18 protein-coding genes and 2 pseudogenes are annotated in these 20,814 nt (G+C 65.7%); 7 read left to right on the forward strand and 13 right to left on the reverse strand.

Going from position 1 to position 20,814, the window contains the following annotated elements:
* Positions 1-40: 40 nt before the first annotated feature.
* On the forward strand, positions 41-2,593 hold the full coding sequence (locus EBL84_RS03945) for an ATP-binding protein (protein WP_123139630.1): 2,553 nt from the start codon (positions 41-43) through the stop codon (positions 2,591-2,593).
* Positions 2,583-3,203, forward strand: a complete 621-nt coding sequence (locus EBL84_RS03950; protein ID WP_123139631.1) for a response regulator transcription factor — start codon at positions 2,583-2,585, stop codon at positions 3,201-3,203. The genes EBL84_RS03945 and EBL84_RS03950 overlap by 11 nt, the downstream gene beginning before the upstream one ends.
* Before the next feature lie 8 nt (positions 3,204-3,211).
* On the opposite strand, the pseudogene EBL84_RS03955 reads toward EBL84_RS03950, so the two are convergent.
* The 3 genes and pseudogenes from EBL84_RS03955 to EBL84_RS03965 all read right to left on the reverse strand — a co-directional run.
* Positions 3,212-3,920 (reverse strand): annotated as a pseudogene (locus EBL84_RS03955) (IS5 family transposase); the annotation flags it as partial.
* 91 nt (positions 3,921-4,011) lie between these two features.
* Positions 4,012-4,368: a nucleotide pyrophosphohydrolase gene (locus EBL84_RS03960; protein WP_123139761.1), complete on the reverse strand. Its 357-nt coding sequence runs from the start codon at positions 4,366-4,368 to the stop codon at positions 4,012-4,014.
* Positions 4,369-4,475: 107 nt separating this feature from the next.
* Positions 4,476-6,866: a DNA/RNA helicase domain-containing protein gene (locus tag EBL84_RS03965; RefSeq protein ID WP_123139632.1), complete on the reverse strand. Its 2,391-nt coding sequence runs from the start codon at positions 6,864-6,866 to the stop codon at positions 4,476-4,478.
* Positions 6,867-7,439: 573 nt separating this feature from the next.
* Between EBL84_RS03965 and EBL84_RS03970 the strand changes: the two genes are divergently transcribed.
* The 3 genes and pseudogenes from EBL84_RS03970 to EBL84_RS17250 form a co-directional block, all read left to right on the forward strand.
* Positions 7,440-8,296, forward strand: a protein-coding gene (locus EBL84_RS03970; protein ID WP_123139633.1) for an IS5 family transposase whose coding sequence is annotated in 2 segments (ribosomal slippage) — positions 7,440-7,788 and positions 7,788-8,296 — 858 coding nt in all. Because the reading frame shifts where the segments join, the coding sequence is not laid out codon by codon here.
* Between the two features lie 134 nt (positions 8,297-8,430).
* Positions 8,431-8,613, forward strand: coding sequence for a transposase (locus EBL84_RS03975; RefSeq protein WP_132228879.1), 183 nt, complete (start codon positions 8,431-8,433; stop codon positions 8,611-8,613).
* 89 nt (positions 8,614-8,702) lie between these two features.
* Positions 8,703-8,915: pseudogene (locus tag EBL84_RS17250) on the forward strand (DDE-type integrase/transposase/recombinase); the annotation flags it as partial.
* Between the two features lie 238 nt (positions 8,916-9,153).
* On the opposite strand, the gene EBL84_RS03985 reads toward EBL84_RS17250, so the two are convergent.
* Together EBL84_RS03985 and EBL84_RS03990 are read right to left on the reverse strand one after the other, a co-directional pair.
* Positions 9,154-9,891 carry a class I SAM-dependent methyltransferase gene (locus EBL84_RS03985; RefSeq protein ID WP_123139636.1) on the reverse strand — a complete coding sequence of 246 codons (738 nt, stop codon included), beginning with the start codon at positions 9,889-9,891 and terminating at the stop codon, positions 9,154-9,156.
* Positions 9,888-11,084, reverse strand: coding sequence for a DUF3419 family protein (locus tag EBL84_RS03990; protein ID WP_123139637.1), 1,197 nt, complete (start codon positions 11,082-11,084; stop codon positions 9,888-9,890). Before EBL84_RS03990 ends, EBL84_RS03985 begins: the two co-directional genes overlap by 4 nt.
* A 239-nt stretch (positions 11,085-11,323) precedes the next feature.
* Here EBL84_RS03990 and EBL84_RS03995 point away from each other — a divergent pair, with 239 nt between their 5' ends.
* Together EBL84_RS03995 and EBL84_RS04000 are read left to right on the forward strand one after the other, a co-directional pair.
* Entirely contained in the window at positions 11,324-12,307 is a 984-nt protein-coding gene (locus tag EBL84_RS03995) for an aldolase catalytic domain-containing protein (RefSeq protein WP_062271937.1), read from the forward strand.
* A gap of 247 nt (positions 12,308-12,554) precedes the next feature.
* Positions 12,555-13,841 carry a citrate synthase gene (locus EBL84_RS04000; RefSeq protein ID WP_123139638.1) on the forward strand — a complete coding sequence of 429 codons (1,287 nt, stop codon included), beginning with the start codon at positions 12,555-12,557 and terminating at the stop codon, positions 13,839-13,841.
* Positions 13,842-13,884: 43 nt separating this feature from the next.
* Here EBL84_RS04000 and fdxB read toward each other — a convergent pair whose 3' ends face one another.
* From fdxB to recQ, 8 genes are all read right to left on the reverse strand, one after another.
* Complete coding sequence (gene fdxB / locus EBL84_RS04005; protein WP_123139639.1) at positions 13,885-14,193, reverse strand: ferredoxin III, nif-specific; 309 nt, start codon at positions 14,191-14,193, stop codon at positions 13,885-13,887.
* A 103-nt stretch (positions 14,194-14,296) separates the two neighbouring features.
* A complete protein-coding gene (locus EBL84_RS04010; RefSeq protein ID WP_062271915.1) occupies positions 14,297-14,506 on the reverse strand; it encodes a CCE_0567 family metalloprotein in 210 nt (69 codons plus the stop codon).
* Between the two features lie 29 nt (positions 14,507-14,535).
* Entirely contained in the window at positions 14,536-15,009 is a 474-nt protein-coding gene (locus EBL84_RS04015; protein WP_123139640.1) for a NifX-associated nitrogen fixation protein, read from the reverse strand.
* 32 nt (positions 15,010-15,041) lie between these two features.
* A complete protein-coding gene (locus EBL84_RS04020; RefSeq protein WP_190287877.1) occupies positions 15,042-15,452 on the reverse strand; it encodes a SoxR reducing system RseC family protein in 411 nt (136 codons plus the stop codon).
* Entirely contained in the window at positions 15,449-15,928 is a 480-nt protein-coding gene (locus EBL84_RS04025; protein WP_123139642.1) for a NifB/NifX family molybdenum-iron cluster-binding protein, read from the reverse strand. The genes EBL84_RS04020 and EBL84_RS04025 overlap by 4 nt, the downstream gene beginning before the upstream one ends.
* Positions 15,929-16,725: 797 nt before the next feature.
* Complete coding sequence (locus tag EBL84_RS04035) at positions 16,726-17,700, reverse strand: ARPP-1 family domain-containing protein (RefSeq protein WP_123139644.1); 975 nt, start codon at positions 17,698-17,700, stop codon at positions 16,726-16,728.
* A 330-nt stretch (positions 17,701-18,030) separates the two neighbouring features.
* Positions 18,031-18,618 carry a pseudouridine synthase gene (locus EBL84_RS04040; RefSeq protein ID WP_123139645.1) on the reverse strand — a complete coding sequence of 196 codons (588 nt, stop codon included), beginning with the start codon at positions 18,616-18,618 and terminating at the stop codon, positions 18,031-18,033.
* Positions 18,619-18,622: 4 nt separating this feature from the next.
* Entirely contained in the window at positions 18,623-20,809 is a 2,187-nt protein-coding gene (recQ, locus tag EBL84_RS04045; RefSeq protein WP_123139646.1) for a DNA helicase RecQ, read from the reverse strand.
* Positions 20,810-20,814: the final 5 nt, after the last annotated feature.

The raw sequence follows: 20,814 nt of genomic DNA on the forward strand, positions 1-20,814 counted from the left end.
CATTAAACCATTTTTGTTCCGTCTGTTGCGACGCGTGCCGATGCCACTGATCTCGATCGTGGTGGGGCTGACGGCGGGGCTCGTGGTGTGGGCGATGCTCGAGCAGATCCAGAGTCGGCAGGTCAACAAGATCTTCGGCCAGGAGCTCGAGGCACAGCTCGAACTGCGCGCCCGCGAGAGCCTGATCCGCTTCGATCGCTATCTCTCGAGCTATGCCGCCACCACCCGGCTGCTGGCCAACTATCAGCGTCTCTCGGAGTATCTGGAGCCCTTGTTCTGGTCGCGCGAGACGACCGACCCGCCGGTGCTCTACAAGGAGTTCCGCCCGCACTGGCTGCCCGACTTCTTCGAGCGCGACGCCCTCAGCCCGCCGAGCCATGTGCTGCTCACCGATGTCGAGGGTCGGGTGCGCGAGCTCTATCAGGCCGGCGAGCGCCCGGTGCCCGAGCGTCTCGCCGTACAGGTGCCCTCCAACCTGCTCGACACCCGCGACGTGCGCACCGTGATCGATCGTCTCGGCGAGCAGCTCTATCTGATCGTCAGCGACTCGGTGATCGACGCCGGGGGCTACGACATGGGACATCTGGTGGTGCTGGTGCCGGTCGACGACGACTTCCTCGCCGCCTCGCAGCGCGGGGTCGACGTCGGTCGCGCCGCGGTGGCGCTGGTCGACGGCGACGACCAGCGCATCGTCGCCAGCCTCGATACCGCGAGCCTGCCGCCGGGCACCACGCTCGATCGTTGGCACGCGCTCTACGTCATCACCTCCCAGACCCTGCCCGAGTACGAGGGCGCCGATTCCAATCTGCTGTTCGCCACCTTCGTCTCGCAGGCGGCGGTGGAGAAGATGTCGCGCCACGTGAGCATCTTCGAGCGGCGCCAGCGCGGGATCGCCGCGGCGGTGTTCATCATCGTCTTTACCGCGGTGATCTATCTCGTCTCCTCGCGGCTGAACAAGGTGCTCAAGCGGATGACGCGCTTCTCCCAGCGCGCCCTCGGCATCGCCGAGCCCGGCTTCGACTACCATGGCGGCAACCAGCTGGTGCTGCTCGAGGAGTGGATCCAGCACTTCAGTCAGCTGGTACTGGCCGCGCGCGACGAGATGAACCGTCGTCATCAGGCCGAGATGCGCGAGAGCGAGGCGCTCAAGGCGGCGATGATGGAGGCCTCGCTCGATGCCATCGTCACCCTCGACCACGCCGGTCACGTCATCGAGTTCAACCCCGCCGCCGAGCGTCTGCTCGGCCATCGTCGTCAACATGCGTTGGGGCTGGTGTTCGTGCGCGACTGTCTGCCCGAGACCGCACGCGAGGGCTTCAGCGTGTTGCTCGAGCGCTCGCGTCGTCCCGACGCCGGACCCCAGGGGCGCGGCGAGCTGCGCGCGCTGCGCGCCGACGGCGAGCAGGTGCCGGTGGAGATTTCGATCGCCCCGATCGTGCTCGAGTCCGAGCGGTTCTACACCCTCTATATCCACGACATCACCGAGCGCAAGCAGGCCGAGCAGGAGATCAAGGGGTTGGCGCGCTTCGCCAGCGAGAGCCCCAACCCCATCCTGCGCGTCACCGCCAGCGGGCTGCTGGTCTATGCCAACAACGCCTCGCGTCCGCTGCTCACCGCCTGGGCGGCGCAGCCCGGCGACCTGCTCCCCGAGCCGTGGCGTGCCGAGGTCGCCCAGGCGCTCGATGACGCCGAGCAGCGCGAGTGCGAGCTCGAGGTCGCCGGTCAGCTGTTCTCGCTGCTGTTCGCGCCCATCGCCGACCTCGGCTATGTCAACATCTACGCCCGCGACATCACCGCGGTGCGCCGTGCCGAGCAGGAGTCGCGCCAGCACCAGGCCGAGCTGGTCCATGTCTGTCGTCTCAGCACCATGGGCGAGGTGGCCACCGGCATGGCCCATGAGCTCAACCAGCCGCTCGCGGCGATCGTCAACTATGCCAGCGGCTGTACGCGGCGGCTGCAGGGCGGGGCGGGCGAGACCGAGGCGCTGATCGGCGCCATGGGGCAGATCACCGCTCAGGCGCAGCGCGCCAGCGAGATCATCCGCCGGCTGCGCGCCCTGGTCGGCAAGCAACCGCCGATCCGCGCCCAGGCCGATCTCAACCACCTGGTGCGCGAGGTCTGCTCCTTCGTCGAGTTCGAGACCCGGCGCCTGGATCTGGCGATCGCGCTGGCGCTGGCCCCCGAGCCGATCCCGGTGCGGGTCGATCTGGTCCAGGTCGAACAGGTGCTGCTCAATCTGGTGCGCAACGCGCTCGACGCCCTCGAAGAGGTCGACGCGTTCACGCGGCAGCTGAGCATCCGCACCTGGCAGGAAGGCGACGAGGCGCGGGTAGCGATCCGCGACAGCGGCCCGGGCATCGTCCCGGAGCGCATCGAGGAGCTGTTCGACGCCTTCGTCACCACCAAGGAGAGCGGCATGGGGATGGGGCTGGCGATCAGCCAGACCATCATCGAGAATCACGAGGGCCGCATCTGGGCCGAGTCGATGCCCGGGCGCGGTTCGACCTTCTTCATCGCGCTGCCGCTCGCCGTCGCCGAGGCGGAGGAGACGGCACAGCAACCATCGCAAGTTGGGAATAGCAATGCATCATGACGCGACCGTGTTCGTCGTCGACGACGACCAGGCCATGCGCACCTCGCTGCAGTGGCTGATCGAGTCCACGGGGATGTCGGTACAGACCTTCGAATCGGCCGACGCCTTCCTCGCCAACCACTACCCGGGGCGCGCCGGCTGCCTGCTGCTCGACGTGCGCATGCCGGGGATGAGCGGGCTGGAGCTGCAGAGCTATCTCGCCCGCGAGGGTTACCGTCTGCCGGTGATCCTGATCACCGGCCACGGCGACGTGAGCATGGCGGTCAAGGCGATGAAGGCCGGCGCCTTCGACTTCATCGAGAAGCCCTTCCACGACGAGGACCTGCTCGACAGCATCCGCAACGCCCTCGACTACGACGAGCGCCACCGCGCCTCCCAGGCCACCCGCGCCCAGATCGCCATGCGCCTGGCCGAACTCACCCCGCGCGAGCACGAGGTCATGGCGATGGTCACCGACGGCAAGTCCAACAAGGAGATCGCCGCCGCGCTCGGCGTCAGCGCCAAGACCGTCGAGGCCCACCGCGCCCGGGTGATGGAAAAGATGCGCGCCGGCTCACTCGCCGAACTCGTCCGCATGGCCCTGATCGCCGCCCCCGAAGCGACGCTCTGAGCGCCGTACGTTTTGTACGAAAAGTAATGCCTGAGGCATCTGCGGATGCAAGCAAGCGTGAATATTGCCGAGAAGCTGATCGCCAACTTGTCGTAACGGGTGGCGATTCGTTAGCAGAACTTGAGCCAGCCGAACAACCGCTCGATGATATTACGCTTGCGATAGCTGGGCTTGTTGAGTGTCCGAGGGCGGCCGGGCTTGGGTTTGCGCACGCCCTTGCGCTGTGGGATCACCGGACGGATGCCGCGCCGATCGCAATAGCGGCGTAAGTCCTCGGCATCGTAGCGCTTATCGGCGAGCAGTTGGCGGGAGCGCGGGCGATCTCGGTGAGCGCTGGGCAAGCGGACCTGTTCGAGCCGCAGTTGGGCATAGCGAATGTCGCTGTGCTGGCCTGTGGAGAGCAGAAAATTCAAAGGGACACCTTGGCGTCGCAGAGCAGATCGATCAGCCCATCCTCGCGCAGGCGGGTTTGCAATCGCTCCCGGACCTTGGTGAAGGTGCCGTCGTCACGCTAGTCGCGAAACCGCTGGTAGACCGTCGACCAGGGACCGAAACGCTGGGCAGGTCACGCCACGCTGCCCCCGAGCACAGTACCCAGAAGATGCCGTTGAGCATCAGGCGGCCATCCCGGCGCGGGCGACCGGTATGCTGCGGACGGGAAAACAGATCGGCGATCAACTCCCAGGCGTCTTCTGGGAGTTCGCAGCGTCTCGACACCTGACATCTTCTTCTGCAAGAACGAGGTCAGTGTAACAAGCAGAGTTTTCGTACAGAACGTCGCGAGCGCGAGCATGGGCTCATGCTTAAATCAATTCTGATAGTGCGTGTACTTTTTTGCGCTGCCTTTCACTTGGTCTGCGGGATATTTCTCCGCATTTTTCTCCATTTTCTCCCGGCATACCGCTTCGATATCCACATCTAGCTTGCCCGCCAGCCGAATCAGATAGAGCTGGACATCGGCAATTTCCTCGCGCACTGCGGCCAATTGTAGCTCATCCAGCTCCCTCGACTGCGCCTCGGTCAACCACTGGAAGCACTCCTGCAACTCAGCTGCCTCTACCGTCAGCGCCATGGCTAGGTTCTTGGGCGAGTGGAACTGGTCCCAGTCGCGCTCGGCGGCAAACTGATCCATGGCATCACGGAACTGCTTGAACGGATCTGACATCTCTAGAATCACCTTACTCTGCAGTATCGGATAGCGGTGGCATGCCTACTCTGCTGTTCGCTATCCAGTCGACATCGGCATAGGCAACCATTCGGTCACCTACTCGTTCACAGCACGGAAAGGAATTCGCCTATGACCTTTAGATCATCAAGCTCCTCCTCAAGCACGATATCTTTATAGCCGAAGGCATTGGTCTGGGGCTTTAGCACGATGCGCTTATTCATCAACTCGCCATACTCTTCGATCTTTTCGCTCTGGTACAGTTTGATCGTGAAGCTACCGCCGTGGTCAGGGTCTTCAATAGCGCGATGCTGCACCACGACGACCTTACCTTGCCGTGTGCCGCCAGGGTTCGCACGGAACAGACACCAGGCACCATTAGGGATGCGTCGATTCATAGACTCCCCCACCACCCGGCTGACAAACAGGTCGGGGCTTACTCGCATGAAGTCGGGCAGCTCGACCCAGTATTCAGCGTTGGCGATCTGCATCTCTCCGAATTCTCCAGCGGCGATGCTCAGGTCGTACACGGGTACGTGGCGCTCGAATGGCACTACCTCATCACGCGTCATGATGGGAAGATGCAAATCATCCAGCGTACCGGTATCCTCTGCCACGTCCAGTGGCTCGGTCGCTTCTTGCAAACGAACAAAGGCCGAAAAGTACTCTCGAGTCTCGAGATCGGTAGCATAGACGTAACAGCCCTTTTGCCCCCTCGTCATCAGTGTGCGATAGGTGTTCTTGATGATCTGGTCCGCCAGGACTCGAGCATTTTCGGGCTGCTCCTTGAACATTTTTTTGTAGCCACGCACGGAACGATCCTGCTCTGCCCGCTTCCCAGCGTCTGTCACCACGCGACCGCCGCGAATAACGAAGTCCTCTCCGATAATGACGCCCACATAGTCGAACTCGAGCCCCTGACAGGTGTGGATGCAGCCGATCTGGTCGACGGAGTCTTCAGCGATGGCCCACAGCATGCCGTCATCATCAAGGTTCCACTGGGCCTCGAAGCCATGTTCGGGGAGGACGATATCCATGGCGTGCTTGTCCTTCTTGCTCGCCCAGGGCCAGCAATAACCCGCTACCATGCGCGCCTTGTTGGTCTTTCGGTTCTTCTCGATAATCGCCCGGCGCATCGCTGACGGGTCATCAAACACTTGGAATTCGTAATCGATGTCACTCAGATCGATGTTGGTCGTAGTGCGAATCTGAAGGGCATTATCTAGCCATGCTAGGTAACCATCCGAACCATTACAGCGAAACTGCGACGCCAGCTCCAACTCCTGCACGTCGGCCCCACATTCAGCAGCCCGCCGCCGGATCTCCTCAACCGTGCCCACGTCCTTGAGCGTCACGCGCTGTGCCTCATCGATGAAGAAAATCGATAAGCGAGACGCAGTGATCACCTCTTTTATTTGGCTCTCTCCCAGATTCTGATACATGCCGGACTTTTCGTTCAGGCGGTGCGCTTCATCCACGATTAGCACATGGAAAGTATCAGGCTTTGCGTTGACGTAGCTGCCTGAGCCCTTGAACAGGTTGTCGATATGGGTCTTTTTGCTCGTGCCGGTCAGCTTCTTCTTGAAGACCTCCCGAGGTGCAGAGTTACGTGACACGTATTGCGTCATCATCTCGCGCTTTGTCAGCTCTACCAGCAGATTGATGGCAACCACCGACTTGCCGGTGCCCGGCCCGCCCTTGACGATCAGGCACTTCTTGTTTTCGCTACCTGCACGATGCGCAAGATCGATAGCGGTTTCATAGACTAGCTTCTGTTCGTCGATCATCAGGAACTCGGCGTTTCCCTGCATCATAGATGCCAGCGCATCCGCCAGGTTTTTGCTCGGCTTTATCACACCATGCTCGATGCGATACATAATTCCGTTGCTGTCGCCATACTTAATGTGCTTGCTCAGAAACTCCGAGAGCTTCAGGGCGTCTGGCGAGATGAAGACTGGAGCCAGACTGGTGTGCGGCTCGTAGCATGGATCATTGATTTCATCTGCTTGCTTCATATTGTGCAGATAGGCGCAGGGCACCAAGCTTATCGACTCGGAGCGTACTGTCTCGTTGTAGTCCGCGATCAGCGCGCTATAGGACCACGCCTGATACGAAGGATGATTAGTCTCGCGTACACTGCCGCCCAGTTGGGTGCGCACGATGGCATCTTTCTTCGTCACTTCGACGAACTGCCACTGTTTCAGTTCCACGATGACCGCCACATCATCCCGTTGATGGTTTTTGCCGGTCAGAATGAAGTCAACCCGGCGATTGGTCAGCGGAATGTTATACTCGATGGCCACGCCAGCCGATGCGGGAATACCTTCTTCGAGCAGGGCGCTCATCATGAAACGGAGAGAACATTCCCAAGATTTCACCTCATTGCGCGGCGAGTTTCGGTTCAGTTTTCTCGCCACCTCGTTCTGTATGGCATCGGCGATGATGTTGGCTCGCACATCGTCGATAAATTGCTGCTTGGTGGCGTTGTAGACCAACATGGCTTAACAAATCCCTTTTCAAAAAGACAACTAATTCTCATGGCGCATAATTCTACCCCATTATGCACGGCATTTATACTGCAACTTCACCTGGAGCTTATACCTCGGCCTCAAATAGCATGGCCAGCTAATTGAGATTTAAGTTGTCAACGTAACCCGCCGCAGCGTCACCTCATTAACGCTAATAAAATCTTAAAGTCAACGGCGCACTTAACCAGGACACCCTGTCACAGAAAAGGCGCTTCAACATCTAGCCGCTACTCTTTATTTACCTATTGATGGAGAAATTAAAATCTCGGGTAGTGCCCTGACCGATAGGTTTCGATAAGATCAGAATCTCTTGCTTTAAGGATGAATGAGATGTATCTGACATGTCCGCAGTGTCACTCCAACCATGTGAACAAAAATGGATTCAACCGGCTGAACAAGCAGTTGTACAAGTGTCAAGATTGCGGTCGTCAGTTCGTTCTCCATCCTGCCAAGGGACCGGTTTCTCAGGAAACCCTCGAACTACGTTTTGTACGAAAACCCTGCTTGTTACACTGACCTCGTTCTTGCAGGAGAAGAGGCTAGATGTCGAGACGTTATGAACTCCCAGAAGAGGCCTGGGAGCTGATCGCCGATCTGTTTTCCCGTCCGCAGCGCACGGGTCGGCCCCGCCGGGACGACCGCCTGATGCTCAACGGCATCTTCTGGGTGCTGTGCTCGGGTGCAGCGTGGCGTGACCTGCCTGAGCGCTTCGGTCCTTGGTCGACGGTCTACCAGCGGTTTCGCGACTGGCGTGACGACGGCACCTTCACCAAGGTCCTGGAACGGTTGCACATCCGGTTGCGCGAGGATGGGTTGATCGATCTGGAGACCTGGATGATCGACTCGACCTCGATCCGTGCCACGCGCGCTGCCGCTGGCGGCGGGAAAAAAGGGGGCCGCAAGAGCCGCCGAGCCATGCACTCGGGCGCAGTCGCGGCGGCCTGACGACCAAGATCCATCTGCTCTGCGATGCCAAAGGCGTTCCCTTGAGCTTTCTGCTCTCCCCAGGCCAGCACAGCGACATCCGCTATGCCCAACCGCTCCTCGATCAGGTCCGCTTGCCCAGCGCTCATCGAGGTCGTCCGCGTACCCGTTGCCGCCAACTGCTCGCCGACAAGGGCTACGATGCCGACGACTTACGCCGCTATTGCGATCGGCGCGGCATCCGTCCGGTGATCCCTCAGCGCCAGGGCGTGCGTAAACCCAAGCCGGGCTGCCCTCGGACACTCAACAAGCCCAGCTATCGCAAGCGCAACGTCATCGAGCGCCTGTTCGGCTGGCTCAAGTCCTGTCGACGCATCGCCACCCGTTACGACAAGTTGGCGACCAGTTTCTCGGCAATGTTCACGCTTGCTTGCATCCGCAGATGCCTCAGGCATTACTTTTCGTACAAAACGTAATCGATCGGTTGCTGCTGGAAAAAATCTCCCTGGCCGGAATTGCCCGTGCGGTGAAGGTCTCCGAGGTGAGATTCCCCCCGAATTTCGTCCCCCAAGGATTGACGTAGACTGACGATCAAATCTTGGAGGGCACGATGCAGAAGATCCCGAAGCGGGTATACACGCTGGAGTTCAAGGAGCAGGCGGTTAAACGGGTGCAGTCGGGGTACAACATCGCCTCGGTGGCATGCGAGATGGGCTTGGCGGAGCAGACAGCGCGCAACTGGCTGCGGCGCAGCGAGGCGGGGAAGCTGGAAGCGAGTGCGGGCAAGGCGTAACGCCCGAGAAGGTGGAGCTGTCGCGGCTACGCGCCGAGGTTGCCGAGCTTCGCGAAGAGAACACGACCCTGCGAAAAGCGACGGCGTACATGGATACCGAGCTGGTCACCAGTGCCCTCGACATGGCCTATGCTCGGCGCCCTTCGCCACCGGGGCTGCTGTACCACTCCAGCCGAGGCAGCCAGTACGCCAGCCACGCCTTCCAGCAGCGCCTACGTCGCTACGGGATGCGCTGCTCGATGAGAAGGCGCGGCAACTGCTGGGACAATGTCCCGACCGAGAGCTGGCTCAAATCCTGTCGACGAATCGCCATCCGTTACGACAAGTTGGCGACCAGTTTCTCGGCAATGTTCACGCTTGCTTGCATCCGCAGATGCCTCAGGCATTACTTTTCGTACAAAACGTAACCGTCCACGAATGTCACCGCCTCGTCGATCGGGCGGTCGACTGACGGTTAACCCGACCTACGAAGCTTTGTGGTTCGATCTTCCGGCGACAACTCAACCCTCGAAATCTTTGCGTTCTTGGTGTCTTTGCGGTTCAGTCTTGACGGCTGTCCGCGAGCGACTTGCGCCCGACGAAGCGGTAGTAGGGCACGCGCAGGCCGGGGAGGTAGGGGACCGGGGCGAGGTGTTCGTCGAGCTGGTGGTCGGGGAGGTGGTCGCGCAGCCAGCGCAGCGGCTCGGGGCTGGGGTGGACGCCGTCGTGGGCGAACCAGCGGGGCCAGAAGGCGCGGGCGAGGGTGCCGTGGCGGGCGTTGCCGGGGCCGCCTTGGGCGTCGGAGACGTAGAAGTCGACCACCCCCAGGGTGCCGCCGGGGCGGAGCATGGCGAGGGCGTTTGCGAGCACCGCCCGCCAGTTGGGCGTCATCGTCAGCGAGTAGGCGCAGTAGACGCAGTCGACCGGCCCCTCGGGACGATAGTCGGCGGCGTCGGCCTCGATCACCCGCACCCTGGCGAGGCCGGCGGTGCGCCGGCGCGCCTCGTCGAGCAGCGCCGGGCAGAGGTCGACGAGGTCGATCCGGCCGAGGCTGTCGAGGCGTTCTCCGAGATAGAGCAGGTTGCGTCCGGTGCCGGCGCCGAGCTCGACCAGATACGCGCCGGGCGTCGGGTCGAGTGCGGCGATCAACTGCGCGCGCCCGTGCAGCAGGCGCTCGCGGAAGCGGTCGTAGTGTGCCGCCTGGGGGGCGTAGAAGTGCTGTAGCCGTTCGGCGTGCGAGCCCTGGCGACGCTGGCCGCGCAGCAGGTGGAGGAGGATGCGCGCGTCGCTGCCGATCATGCGCGCACGTCCGCGATGTGGAAGCCGGCGTAGGTGTGTACGCGGTCGAGGCGGTTGAGCGCGGCGGCGCGCTCGGGGTGGAAGCGCAGACGCTCGCTCAAGCGGGTACGCTCGGGACCGAGTTCGAGCCGTTCGAGATAGCGCGGCGCGACATGGGCGCTGCGGAAGATGATCCGCGCATCGGCGCTGGCGCGGTCGAGGATCGCCTGCCACTCCTCGGCGAGCGCCTCGGGGTGGTAGGAGCTCATCCAGTCCATGTGATCGAGCAGCACGTACCTGGAGATCGACTCGTCCGTGGCGTGGAGGAACTCGGTGACGGTGCAGGTGTGCGGCACGATGCGCTCGACCAGCCCGGCCTTGAGTGCGGCGAAGTTGTCGCGCTTGAGATACTCGGGGCAGCACGCCGGGGTGTAGCGACCGCGCAGATAGACCGACCAGAAGTAGTTGTCGGCGATCGGCAGCTGGCGCAGCACGTATTCGAGCGCCTCGCGGATGAAGCCGGCGACGCCCTGGGCATGCTGTGCCTGGACCTCTTTGCGCTGGGGATGGGGGACGCCGAGCAGGCTCATGGTGAGCTGGCGCGAGAGCGTCCAGTTGAGCGCCGGGGTCCAGAACAGCGGCTGGACGCGGGTGTCGTAGATCTCGCGCTGATGGTCGAGATCGGCGCTGGCGAACAGCGCGCGCACGCTGTCGGCGAGCCGGGGCCGGGCGCGCAGATAGGCGTTGAACAGCCGCGCGACGATGCCCGACAGGCCGTGGAAGTAGAAGCTGCCGTCGGGGTTGCCGAACCAGGCCGCGCGCCGGTCCCAGAAGGCGCGGGCGAAGGGCGAAAGGGTCTCGCGCAGGGCGTCGTGGTAGAGGTCGCGGAACGCCGGGTGGTAGCCGTGCCCGAAGACGGCGAAGAAGTCGTCGAAGTCGAGTGCGCGGATGCCGGCGAGCTTGAGTTCGAGCAGTGCGTTCTGGCGCGGGTTGGCGTCCACCGCGTGGATCCGTCGCGGCCCGGTGAGGGCGTAGTCGAGCACGTTGCAGCCGGCGCTGGTGATCACCAGCAGGGTGTCGTCCGGGGTCAGCTCGAGGGCCAGCCGGTCGACCGCCGGGTCCTCCCAGCAGGTGTTGTAGACCAGGGCGCGCGAATAGATGGCGTCGAAGACCCGTTGGTCGATGCGGTCGGCGAGTGTCGGTGCGGTTTTCAAGCGTGGGCTCCAGGCGGGTGGACCGGATCGGGTTTTCGCAATGCGTGTTCACGCAGGTCGCGTCAGGATAGATTGGGGAAGTGACCGTGGCGTGGCGCGTCCGCGACGGGACGGTTGCGGATCGGTTGCGGCGGGATTGCCCCGCCCCTGCGACCACCCTCGGCCAGATCGGTTTGATTGGCGGGCCGGGGCGCTCAATAATGATCTGTCAACCATTGGAATTCGCGGAGATACGAACGATGTCCGAAAAGGCCCCCTGGATCACCTTCCGGCCTGAACTCAAGGTCCTCGACTGCACGGTTCGGGACGGGGGGCTGGTGAATGCCCATCGCTTCGACGATGCCTTCGTCAGCGCCGTCTATCACGCCTGTATCGATGCCGGGATCGACTACATGGAGATCGGCTACAAGAACTCGAAGCGGGTCTTCCCCAAGGACAAGTTCGGCCCCTGGCGTCACTGCGACGAGGCCGACATGCGCCGTATCGTCGGCGACCACGACGCCGAGAAGACCGGGCTCAAGCTCGCGGCCATGGCCGATGCCGGCAAGAGCGACTGGGAGCAGGACCTGGTGCCGGCGGCCGACAGCCCGCTGTCGATGATCCGCGTGGCCTTCTATGCCCACCAGGTCTCCGAGGCGGTGGACATGATCCACCACGCCCACGAGCTCGGTTACGAGACCACCGCCAACCTGATGGCGGTCTCCAACATCACCGAGGAGGAGATCGACAAGGTCCTCGAGGCCGTCTCCCACACCCCGGCCTCGACCATGGTCATCGTCGACAGCTTCGGCTACCTCTACCGCGAGCAGATCGACCGGCTCTACCACAAGTACACCGACGCGCTCGCCGGCAAGGGCATGGAGATCGGCATCCACGCCCACAACAACCTGCAGCTGGCCTTCGCCAACACCATCGAGGCGATCATCCTCGGCTGTAACCGCGTCGACTCGACCATCTACGGCTTCGGCCGCGGCGCGGGCAACTGCCACACCGAGCTGCTGCTCGGCTTCCTGCGCAATCCCAAGTTCGACGTTCGTCCGATCGTCGAGGTGATCCAGAAGTACATGTTGCCGCTGCGCAAGGAGCTCGACTGGGGTCCCTCGCTGCCCTACAACCTCACCGGTCAGCTCAACCAGCACCCGCGCTCGGCGATCGAGTGGCGCGAGGGCCCGACCCCGGAAGACTTCCTCGGCTTCTACGACAAGCTCGTCGCCGAGATCTGAAAGGCACGGGGCGCGGCCGGTCGCGCCCGCGACATGGCGGCCTTCGTCAAGGTGATGACCTAGCCTGTTCGCGGCGCCGGCCCTCGGGCCGCCGGCCGACGCCCCAAGGGTCCTGCGATCGCCCCGCCATCCGGCCTCTTGCCAGACGGGCGCGATCGCGCTACACCATCGACTCCGATCCCGAGCGCGCGCGCCCTCTCCGGGGCGCGCCACCCGGTCCCTGTGTATCTTCTCGGAGTCTCTCTCCATGTCCGACCAAGCGACCCTGATCCTGGGTGACGCGCACCACTCACTGCCCATCGTCACCGGCAGCGCCGGCGAGCGCGCGCTCGACATCCAGACGCTGCGCGCCCGCACCGGGCTGATCGCACTCGATCCGGGCTATGCCAATACCGGCAGCTGTCGCAGCACCATCACCTATATCGACGGCGAACGGGGCATCCTGCGCTATCGCGGCATCCCCATCGAACAGTTCGAGCACAGCCCGAACTTCGTCGAGGTCGCCTGGCTGCTGATCTTCGGTCATCTGCCCAATGCCCGCGAATATGCCGACTTCTCCGCCGAACTGACCGCCTGCGCCAACCTCGACGAGGGCATGAAGCATCACTTCGAGGGCTTCCCGCGCGCCGCACCGCCGATGGCGATCCTCTCGGCGATGATCAACGCGCTCTCCTGCTTCCACCCCGAGCTGTTCGAGCTGGAGGACGAGCAGCGCTTCCGCGCCGCCGCCGCCGGGCTGATCAGCCGTATCCGCACCATCGCCGCCTACGCCTATCGGCACTCCATCGGGCGGCCCTATATCTATCCCCACCCCGAGCAGCGTTATGTGCCCAACTTCCTGCACATGATGTTCTCCGACCCCTATGCCGAGTACGTCTGCGAGCCGCTGGTGCGCGACGCGATCAACCTGGTGCTGCTGCTCCACGCCGATCACGAGCAGAACTGCTCGACCTCGACGGTGCGCATGGTCGGCTCCAGCCAGGCCAACCTGTTCGCCGCCTGTGCCGCCGGGGTGTGCGCGCTGTGGGGGCCGCTGCACGGTGGCGCCAATGTCGCGGTGCTGCAGATGCTCGAGGAGATCCATCAGGGGCGGATCACCCCCGAGGAGTACGTGCGTCTGGCCAAGGACCGCGACAGCAAGGTGCGGCTGATGGGCTTCGGTCACCGGGTCTACAAGCAGTTCGACCCGCGCGCGCAGATCCTCGCCCGGGTGGCCGAGCGGTTGCTCGCCCAGCTCGGGCGGCGCGATCCGCTGCTCGACATCGCCCGTCGGCTCGAGGAGATCGCGCGCGAGGATCCCTACTTCGTCGAGCGCCAGCTCTATCCCAACGTCGACTTCTACAGCGGCATCATCCTCCGCGCGGTGGGCATCCCCACCAACATGTTCACGGTGATGTTCGCGATGGGGCGGCTGCCGGGCTGGATCGCCCACTGGTGGGAGCAGGCCGGCGCGGGCGGGCGCATCGCCCGTCCGCGTCAGCTCTATGTCGGACCCGAGTCGCTCGACTACGTGGCGATGGGCGAGCGCGACTGAGTCCGGGAGTGAGGGACGCGGACCCGCCGGGTCCGCGTCGGGCTCAGGCCGCCACCGGGCTCGGCTGGTGGCTGAGACAGCCCTTGGGACAGACCCGCGAGCAGGAGGCGCAGCCGATGCAATCGAGCGCATCGGCGAGATTCATGACCATGCCGGGCGCGTCGTCGAAGTCGTCGTCATCGTCCTCGATCTCGTCGAGATCGAGCTCATCGCGATCGATCAGCTCGAAGACCTCGCGGGGACAGACCTTGTAGCAGCGGCCACAGCCGATGCAGCTGGTCTGGTCGATGGTGATGACGAACGACGGTGTCCACTCGACCCCGCCCCGGGTGATACCGGTGATGACAGTCATGGTGCAGTGCTCCCAATCCGCGGCTCTCGACCGGCCGCGCGGTACGGTTGGCGCGATCGGCGCCGGGCCGGTCGCGTGTTGATCCTCGATGATCGCGACGGGGTCAGGCCCCGTCGGCGGCCTTGAGTCTGGCGTCGGCCTCGGCCCACGCCAGACAGGCGTCGTAGGTGGCCTGGGCGAGCGCCGGCAGCTCGGCATAGGCGCCGGGCAGACGCTCCTCGACCAGATCGTGCAGCTCGGCGGCGCGCTCGTTGGCGATGCGCTTGGCCTTGCGCGCGGCGCGCTCGAGCCCCTGACGGTGTTGCGGATCCATGGTCTCTGTCTCGTCTGTGTCAGAGCGGCTCAGAGTCCGGCGACCTTGGGGTGTTCGCCGATCAGCTCGATGGCGACGGAGAGATACTTGTCGGCCTCGTCCTTCATCCGCGACAGGCTGGGAAAGCCGAAGCGGTGCACGTCGCGCAGGGTGCGGTCGAGCACCACCAGCTTGCCGGTGGTGATCAACACCCGACCGAAGCCCTCGTGACTGAGATGCACCAGGGGCACTGCCATCAGCCCGCACTCGGCCTCGATCAGCGCCGCGATGGCGTTGTAGAAGGCCTTGACCCGCTCGACCACGATCTCGTCGGGATCGCCGACGATGGGGATCTCGCGGCGCATCTCCTTGGTGAGCACGAAGGGTTCGAGCAGGTCGGCGTTGGCGAGGTGCTCGTACTGGCCATAGGCGTCGAGCGCGCGCATCTGGCGCACCATCTCGACCATGAAGTCGCTCTCGAGCAGCCCTCGGGTGGGCAGTGGCGCGGCTGGGGTGTCGCTCATCGTGTTCTCTCCTGCTGGGATCTGGGGGGGGGTCAGGACAGGCGGCGTAGCACCACCGGGCGTGGCGCGTCGCGCCCGAGCCGCTCGGCCAGCCACAGTCCGGCGCCGAGTGCCAGCAGCGCGCCGCCGAGCGTGGCCCACAGCGGCAGCGCGAAGCGGGTGCCGGCCCAGGCGGTCGCGGCCAGCGCCAGCAGCGGCAGCAGATAGGCGAGGGTGGCGGCGCGCAGCAGCCCGGCGCCGGGGATGCCGATCACCACCGACTCGCCGGGGCTGAGTCCGAGCGGGTCGTCGATGACGATCTGCCGGGCGCGTCCGCGGCGTCCTGTCGTGGCGCCGGCGCAATAGCCCGACTGGGCGCAGCCGGAACAGGCGCTGGCGTTGCCGGGCGCGACCCAGGCGCGTGGCGGGGCGCTCGCGGTCACCACCGCGACGGTCTCGATCATTCGCTCCATTCCTCTGCCTCCATCTGGTCGACGCGTGCGTGTTGCGCTTCACCGCGCCTGGGCGGGGCGAGCGCGCGCGCCAGCCAGGGGCTGGGCCGCCCGCGCAGCTCGCCCTGCAGGGCGGCGATCTGGGCGTGGATCCGGGTGCCGTGCGGGACCTTGACCGGCTGGACGCCGACGGCACGGAGCTGCCTGACCGCCGAGGCGCCGATCGCCTCGCAATAGACGGCGAGACAGCCCTCGAGCGCGGCGATGCGCTCGCCGAGCTTGTCCTCGTTGCCGTCGAGCACGCCCGTCTTGAACTCGATGACCTCCAGCAGCCGGTGGCTGGTGCGGTCGACGCCGTGGATGGTGAAGGCCCGGGCGGCGCCGAAGTGCTGGTCGATCCGCGCGCGATCGCTGCTGGCGAAGGCCACGCGCAGCGGGTGCTCGGTCGTTGCGGTGGCGCTCTCGAGCAGCCTCAGTCGTCGTTGCATCCGCGCCTCCCGGCCAGGCCGCCGTGCGTTCGTGCTCGGACCACTGCTTGAGGCGCGAGCGATAGGGATGGAGCTCGCCGCGCTCGCGTTCGAGCGCCAGGTTGGCGAGTTCGAAGCGGGTGTCGCGAGTCCACCGGTCGCCGATCTAGGTGCGGTGGCAACCGTCGAGCCGATCGGATTGCGGGAAGCCGTTGCGCAACAGCGCGATGCCGAGCCGTGCGGCGCTCTGCGCGCCGTGGGCCTTGGTCACCAGCAGTTCGACGCGCGGTCCCGGCCTGTCGTCCGAGGTCCTCGAGATCGCCGGTGCGGATCTCGGCGCACCGGGCGCGGACGAGCACCGGGACATTGCCCGGGGCGACCGCGGTCATGGTCTCGGCGCCGACCCCGACGAGCAGCTCGGTCCAGCCGACCAGCAGGTCGGCGGCGGTCGCTCCCGGCTTGGGTCGCGCGCATCCCGACTTGCTCTTGTGGTTGTGCGCGCAGGCCGGCGCGTCGAGCAGCGCGGCGATCTCTCTCTGCTTCATCGGTCACTCCTGGCGAGATCCTCTTGCAGGAGAGTGGGAAGCACGGAGTGTGCCGTATCCTAACCACATGAATCGAAAGCGTAATCGTCGCGGCCGCTGCACTGTGCTGTAGGACACTCGACGTCTTTGCGGGGTTTGCGACAAGGCGACGGGGAAGTCAGCCGCCAGCCTTCAGCGACCAGCCGCCGGTCAGCGCGTGTCTCTGACGGCGACGGTGGGGTCGGGCTCCCACTGGTTGCTGGCGGCTGGCGGCTGGAAGCTCGTCGCCGTCCCTCAGCCGTTGAGCTGTGGTGGTGCGCTCGGAGGCTCCTCGGGCTGAGCGGGGAAGGGGCTGCGATAGGCGTGCAGGTGCAGCAGTCGTCCCTCGGCGATCAGTGCGCCGCCGCTCAGCCCCGGCGCGGCCAGACGCAGCAGTTCGCTGTCGGCGCCGAGCGGCAGGGACATCACCGGGGCGCTGCTCAGGGCGTCGAGCAGGGTGCCGGGGTTCTCCGTCCGGGGACGCCGGAGGGTGAAGTTCAGGCACTCGATGGCATCGAGCGCATAGCTGGCGATGATCCGCGGCAGCAGCTCATGGAGGATGGCCGGATGGGCGAAGAGCTCGAAGCCGCAGACCCGACCATTGATGGCGAGGATGGCGCCGATCTGGTCGGGTCGCGGCGGCAGGGCCGCGACGTATTGCGCGATGAACTCCGCATACTCGTCGTAGAGCGCCTCCAGGCCGGGGCGCGCCGGATCGTCACAGTCCATGCGCGCGCGCTTGTGCGCAACCTCTTCCCACAGCTCCTGCGGCCGTCCCGGATAGGGGGGCTCGCCGAACAGTCGGGTGCTGAGCCGCGCTGCGCTGCGCGCGCGCGCGCTGGCGAACAGCAGCTGGCCGGAGGATCGGGGGCGGTTGCCCGGTTGCTGGGCGGATGACCGTCCGAGCGGCGAGAGGGCGAGCCCGATGGTGCTGCGTGGCGGTACCAGCAGGCTGTGATCGAGGACCTGATCCCGCGCTGCGCCGCTGAGCGACTCGCCCTCGAGCAGCAGCAGCGGACGCGTGCTCTGGTTGTCGAGTCTCGCCCCTGGCGATTGGGCGCGGGCATCGTGCGTCTGCAGGTGCGCCTGACCGGTCTTGATCGCGGCGCTCAGGGTGAGATGGTCGGGTGCGCTCGGGCGCGGGTCGCAGATCGGGGTGAGGCCGATGTTGAGATGGTGCAGCGGGTCGCCGAGGGCGAGCGCCGGGAGATGGTGATGGAGCCTGTCCATGAAGGCGTTCTCCTTGTGCCGGAAACACTTGATGTCCTGACTTCGGCCAGATGCGGCGGTCGTCTCCTTCCTGAGAGCGTGCCGGGCAGGGGCGCACGGGCCCCGGTCTTCGCATCCGGTATGCAGCTGTCGACCCCGGTCTCCGCGGCGGGACGCTGGAGACCTGGGCCTTGGTTGAGCAGGGCGCGGGCCGCTTCGGCAGCGCCCTGGGCGCCCAGTGTATGACGATCGGGGTGGGTATCCTGGGAGATGCGTCGATTTATTGCGTTTACGCAATACCGCGGCGGGTCGCATGCATCCGTGTCGGGGATTGTGATGGCGTCGGTTGGCTCAGCGGGGACGCCTTGCGGTCCTGCGACGCGCATTCGAGCGACGGCCTGTGGCCGGCAGGTCGAGCACGCGAAAGCATCCGGGCTCGAGACCGTCGAGCCGCCACTGGCCGATGGCCATGCGCACCAGACGCAGGGTGGGCAGCCCGACGGCGGCGGTCATGCGCCGCACCTGGCGGTTGCGGCCCTCGTGGATGGCGATCTCGATCCAGGCGGTGGGCACCGACTTGCGAAAGCGCACCGGCGGCTCGCGCGGCCACAGCGCGGGCTCGGCGATGGCGCGCACCCGTGCCGGACGGGTCGGGCCGTCCTTGAGGGTGACGCCGGCGGCGAGTGCGTCGAGTTGTGCGGCCTCCGGGGTGCCCTCGACCTGCACCCAGTAGGTCTTCCAGGCCTTGTGTCGGGGGTGGCTGATGCGGTGCTGGAGCTGGCCGTCGTCGGTGAGCAGCAGCAGCCCCTCGCTGTCCTTGTCGAGCCGCCCGGCGGGATAGACGCCGGGCAGCGGGACGTGGTCGCTGAGGGTTGGGCCCTCGCCGGAGAACTGGCAGAGCACGCCATAGGGCTTGTTGAGCAGGATCAGTCGGGACATCGGATCAATCACGCTCCAGGGCGGCGCGCACGCACTGCAGCACGCCGTAGTCGAACTCACCGCCGAGGGCCTCGTGGAGCGCGCGCAGCGGGCTGATGGCGTTCTCGGGCAGCGCGGCAAAGGCCGTCTCGATGCGCTTCAGGCTGGCGGCGTCGAGCCCGGTGGCGGTGGCCGCGTCGAGCTCGCCGGCGGCCACCGCGCGGGCGAGATGACCGTGGATGGTGCGCGGCTTGAGACCGCGGCGCGCGGCGATGGTGGCAACATCGGCGCCGGTGCGCGCCAGCGTCAGGGTCTCGCGCTCGCTGTCGCCGAGCCCGCGCGGTGCGCGGGGCCGGGGCGTGGCGCGCGGTGGCGGCGCAGCGGTGCCCTCGGGGCGGCCGTGTTCGGCGGCATGGGCCCCGAGCACGGCGAGCAGTCCGGCGCCGAAGCGTTCGAGCTTGGCCTCGCCGAACCCGCTGATGCGTGCGAGTTCGTCGAGATCGCGCGGGCGGTGGGCGAGCAGCTCCTGCAGGGTGAGGTCGTTGAAGATCACATAGGCCGGGACGTTGTTGGCCTGGGCCAGTTCGCGACGATGGCCGCGCAGCGCCTCCCACAGCGCCTGGGCCTCGGCGTCGCGCGGCGCGGTCTCGACGGCGCCTTGGCGGGCGCGCTGGGCGCGGCGCGGCTCGGGGTCGCGGCGCAGCTCGATGCGGGCCTCGCCGCGCAGCAGCGGACGGCTGCGCTCGGTGAGGCGCAGCGCGCCGTGGCCCTGGTGGTCGACCTCGACCAGCCCGGCGGCGACCAGCTGGCGATAGACCGAGCGCCACTGCGTGGCGCCGAGTTCCTGGCCGATGCCGTGGGTACTCACCCGGTCGTGACCGAAGCGGCGGATGCGCTCGTTGTCCTTGCCGAGCAGCACGTCGGTGAGATAGGCGCTGCCGAAGCGCTGGCCGGTGCGATAGATGCACGAGAGCGCCTTGCGCGCGGCCTCGGTGCCGTCCCAGGTGTCGACCGGCTCGAGACAGGTGTCGCAGTTGCCGCAGGGCTCGGCGAGGTGCTCGCCGAAGTACTCGAGCAGCACCTGACGGCGACAGGCGATGGTCTCGCAGTAGCCGAGCATGCCGTCGAGCTTCTGGCGCTCGATGCGCTTGAAGCGTTCGTCGGCCTCGGAGTCCTCGATGATCCGTCTGAGGGTGACCAGGTCGCCGATGCCGTAGGTCATCCAGGCGTCGGCGGGCAGGCCGTCGCGCCCGGCGCGGCCGGTCTCCTGGTAGTAGGACTCGAGGCTCTTGGGCAGGTCAAGATGGGCGACGAAGCGCACGTCGGGCTTGTCGATGCCCATGCCGAAGGCGATGGTGGCGACCATCACCACCCCCTCTTCGCGCAGGAAGCGGGCCTGATGGGCGCGGCGCTGCTCGGCGGCGAGCCCGGCGTGATAGGGCAGGGCGGTGAAGCCCTCGGCGGCGAGGAAGGCGGCGGTCTCCTCGACGCGCTTGCGCGACAGACAGTAGACGATGCCGGCGTCCTGGGGGTGTTCGCGGCGGAGGAAGTCGAGCAGCTGCTGGCGCGGGTTGGCCTTCTCCACCACCCGGTAGCGGATGTTCGGGCGATCGAAGCTGGAGACGAACTGGTGTGCCTGCTCCAGCCCCAGGCGCGAGACGATCTCGGCGCGGGTGGGCGCATCGGCGGTGGCGGTGAGGGCGATGCGGGGCACCTCGGGCCAGCGCGTGTGGAGCAGCCCGAGCTGGATGTACTCGGGGCGGAAGTCGTGCCCCCACTGCGAGACGCAGTGCGCCTCGTCGATGGCGAAGAGCGCGATGCGCGCCTCGCCGAGCAGAGCGAGGAAGCGCTCGGTGAGCAGCCGCTCGGGGGCGACGTAGAGCAGATCCAGGGTGCCCGCGCGCAGCGCCTCCTCGACGCCCTGCGCCGCCTCCGGGTCGAGGGATGAGTTGAGATAGGCGGCGGCGACGCCGAGCTGGCGCATCGCGTCGACCTGATCCTGCATCAACGCGATCAGCGGCGAGACCACGATGGCGGTGCCGGGGCGCAGCAGCGCCGGGATCTGATAGCACAGCGACTTGCCGCCGCCGGTGGGCATCAGTACCAGCGCATCGTCGCCGTCGAGCAGGCGGTCGATGATCTCGGCCTGATCGCCGCGGAAGCGCTCGTAGCCGAAGACGCGGTTGAGGATCTGCAGGGGTGTCTCTTGCACCTGGG

Origin of the sequence: Marichromatium sp. AB31 (genome assembly GCF_003718685.1) — a bacterium.
Taxonomy (GTDB): Bacteria; Pseudomonadota; Gammaproteobacteria; order Chromatiales; family Chromatiaceae; genus Marichromatium; species Marichromatium gracile.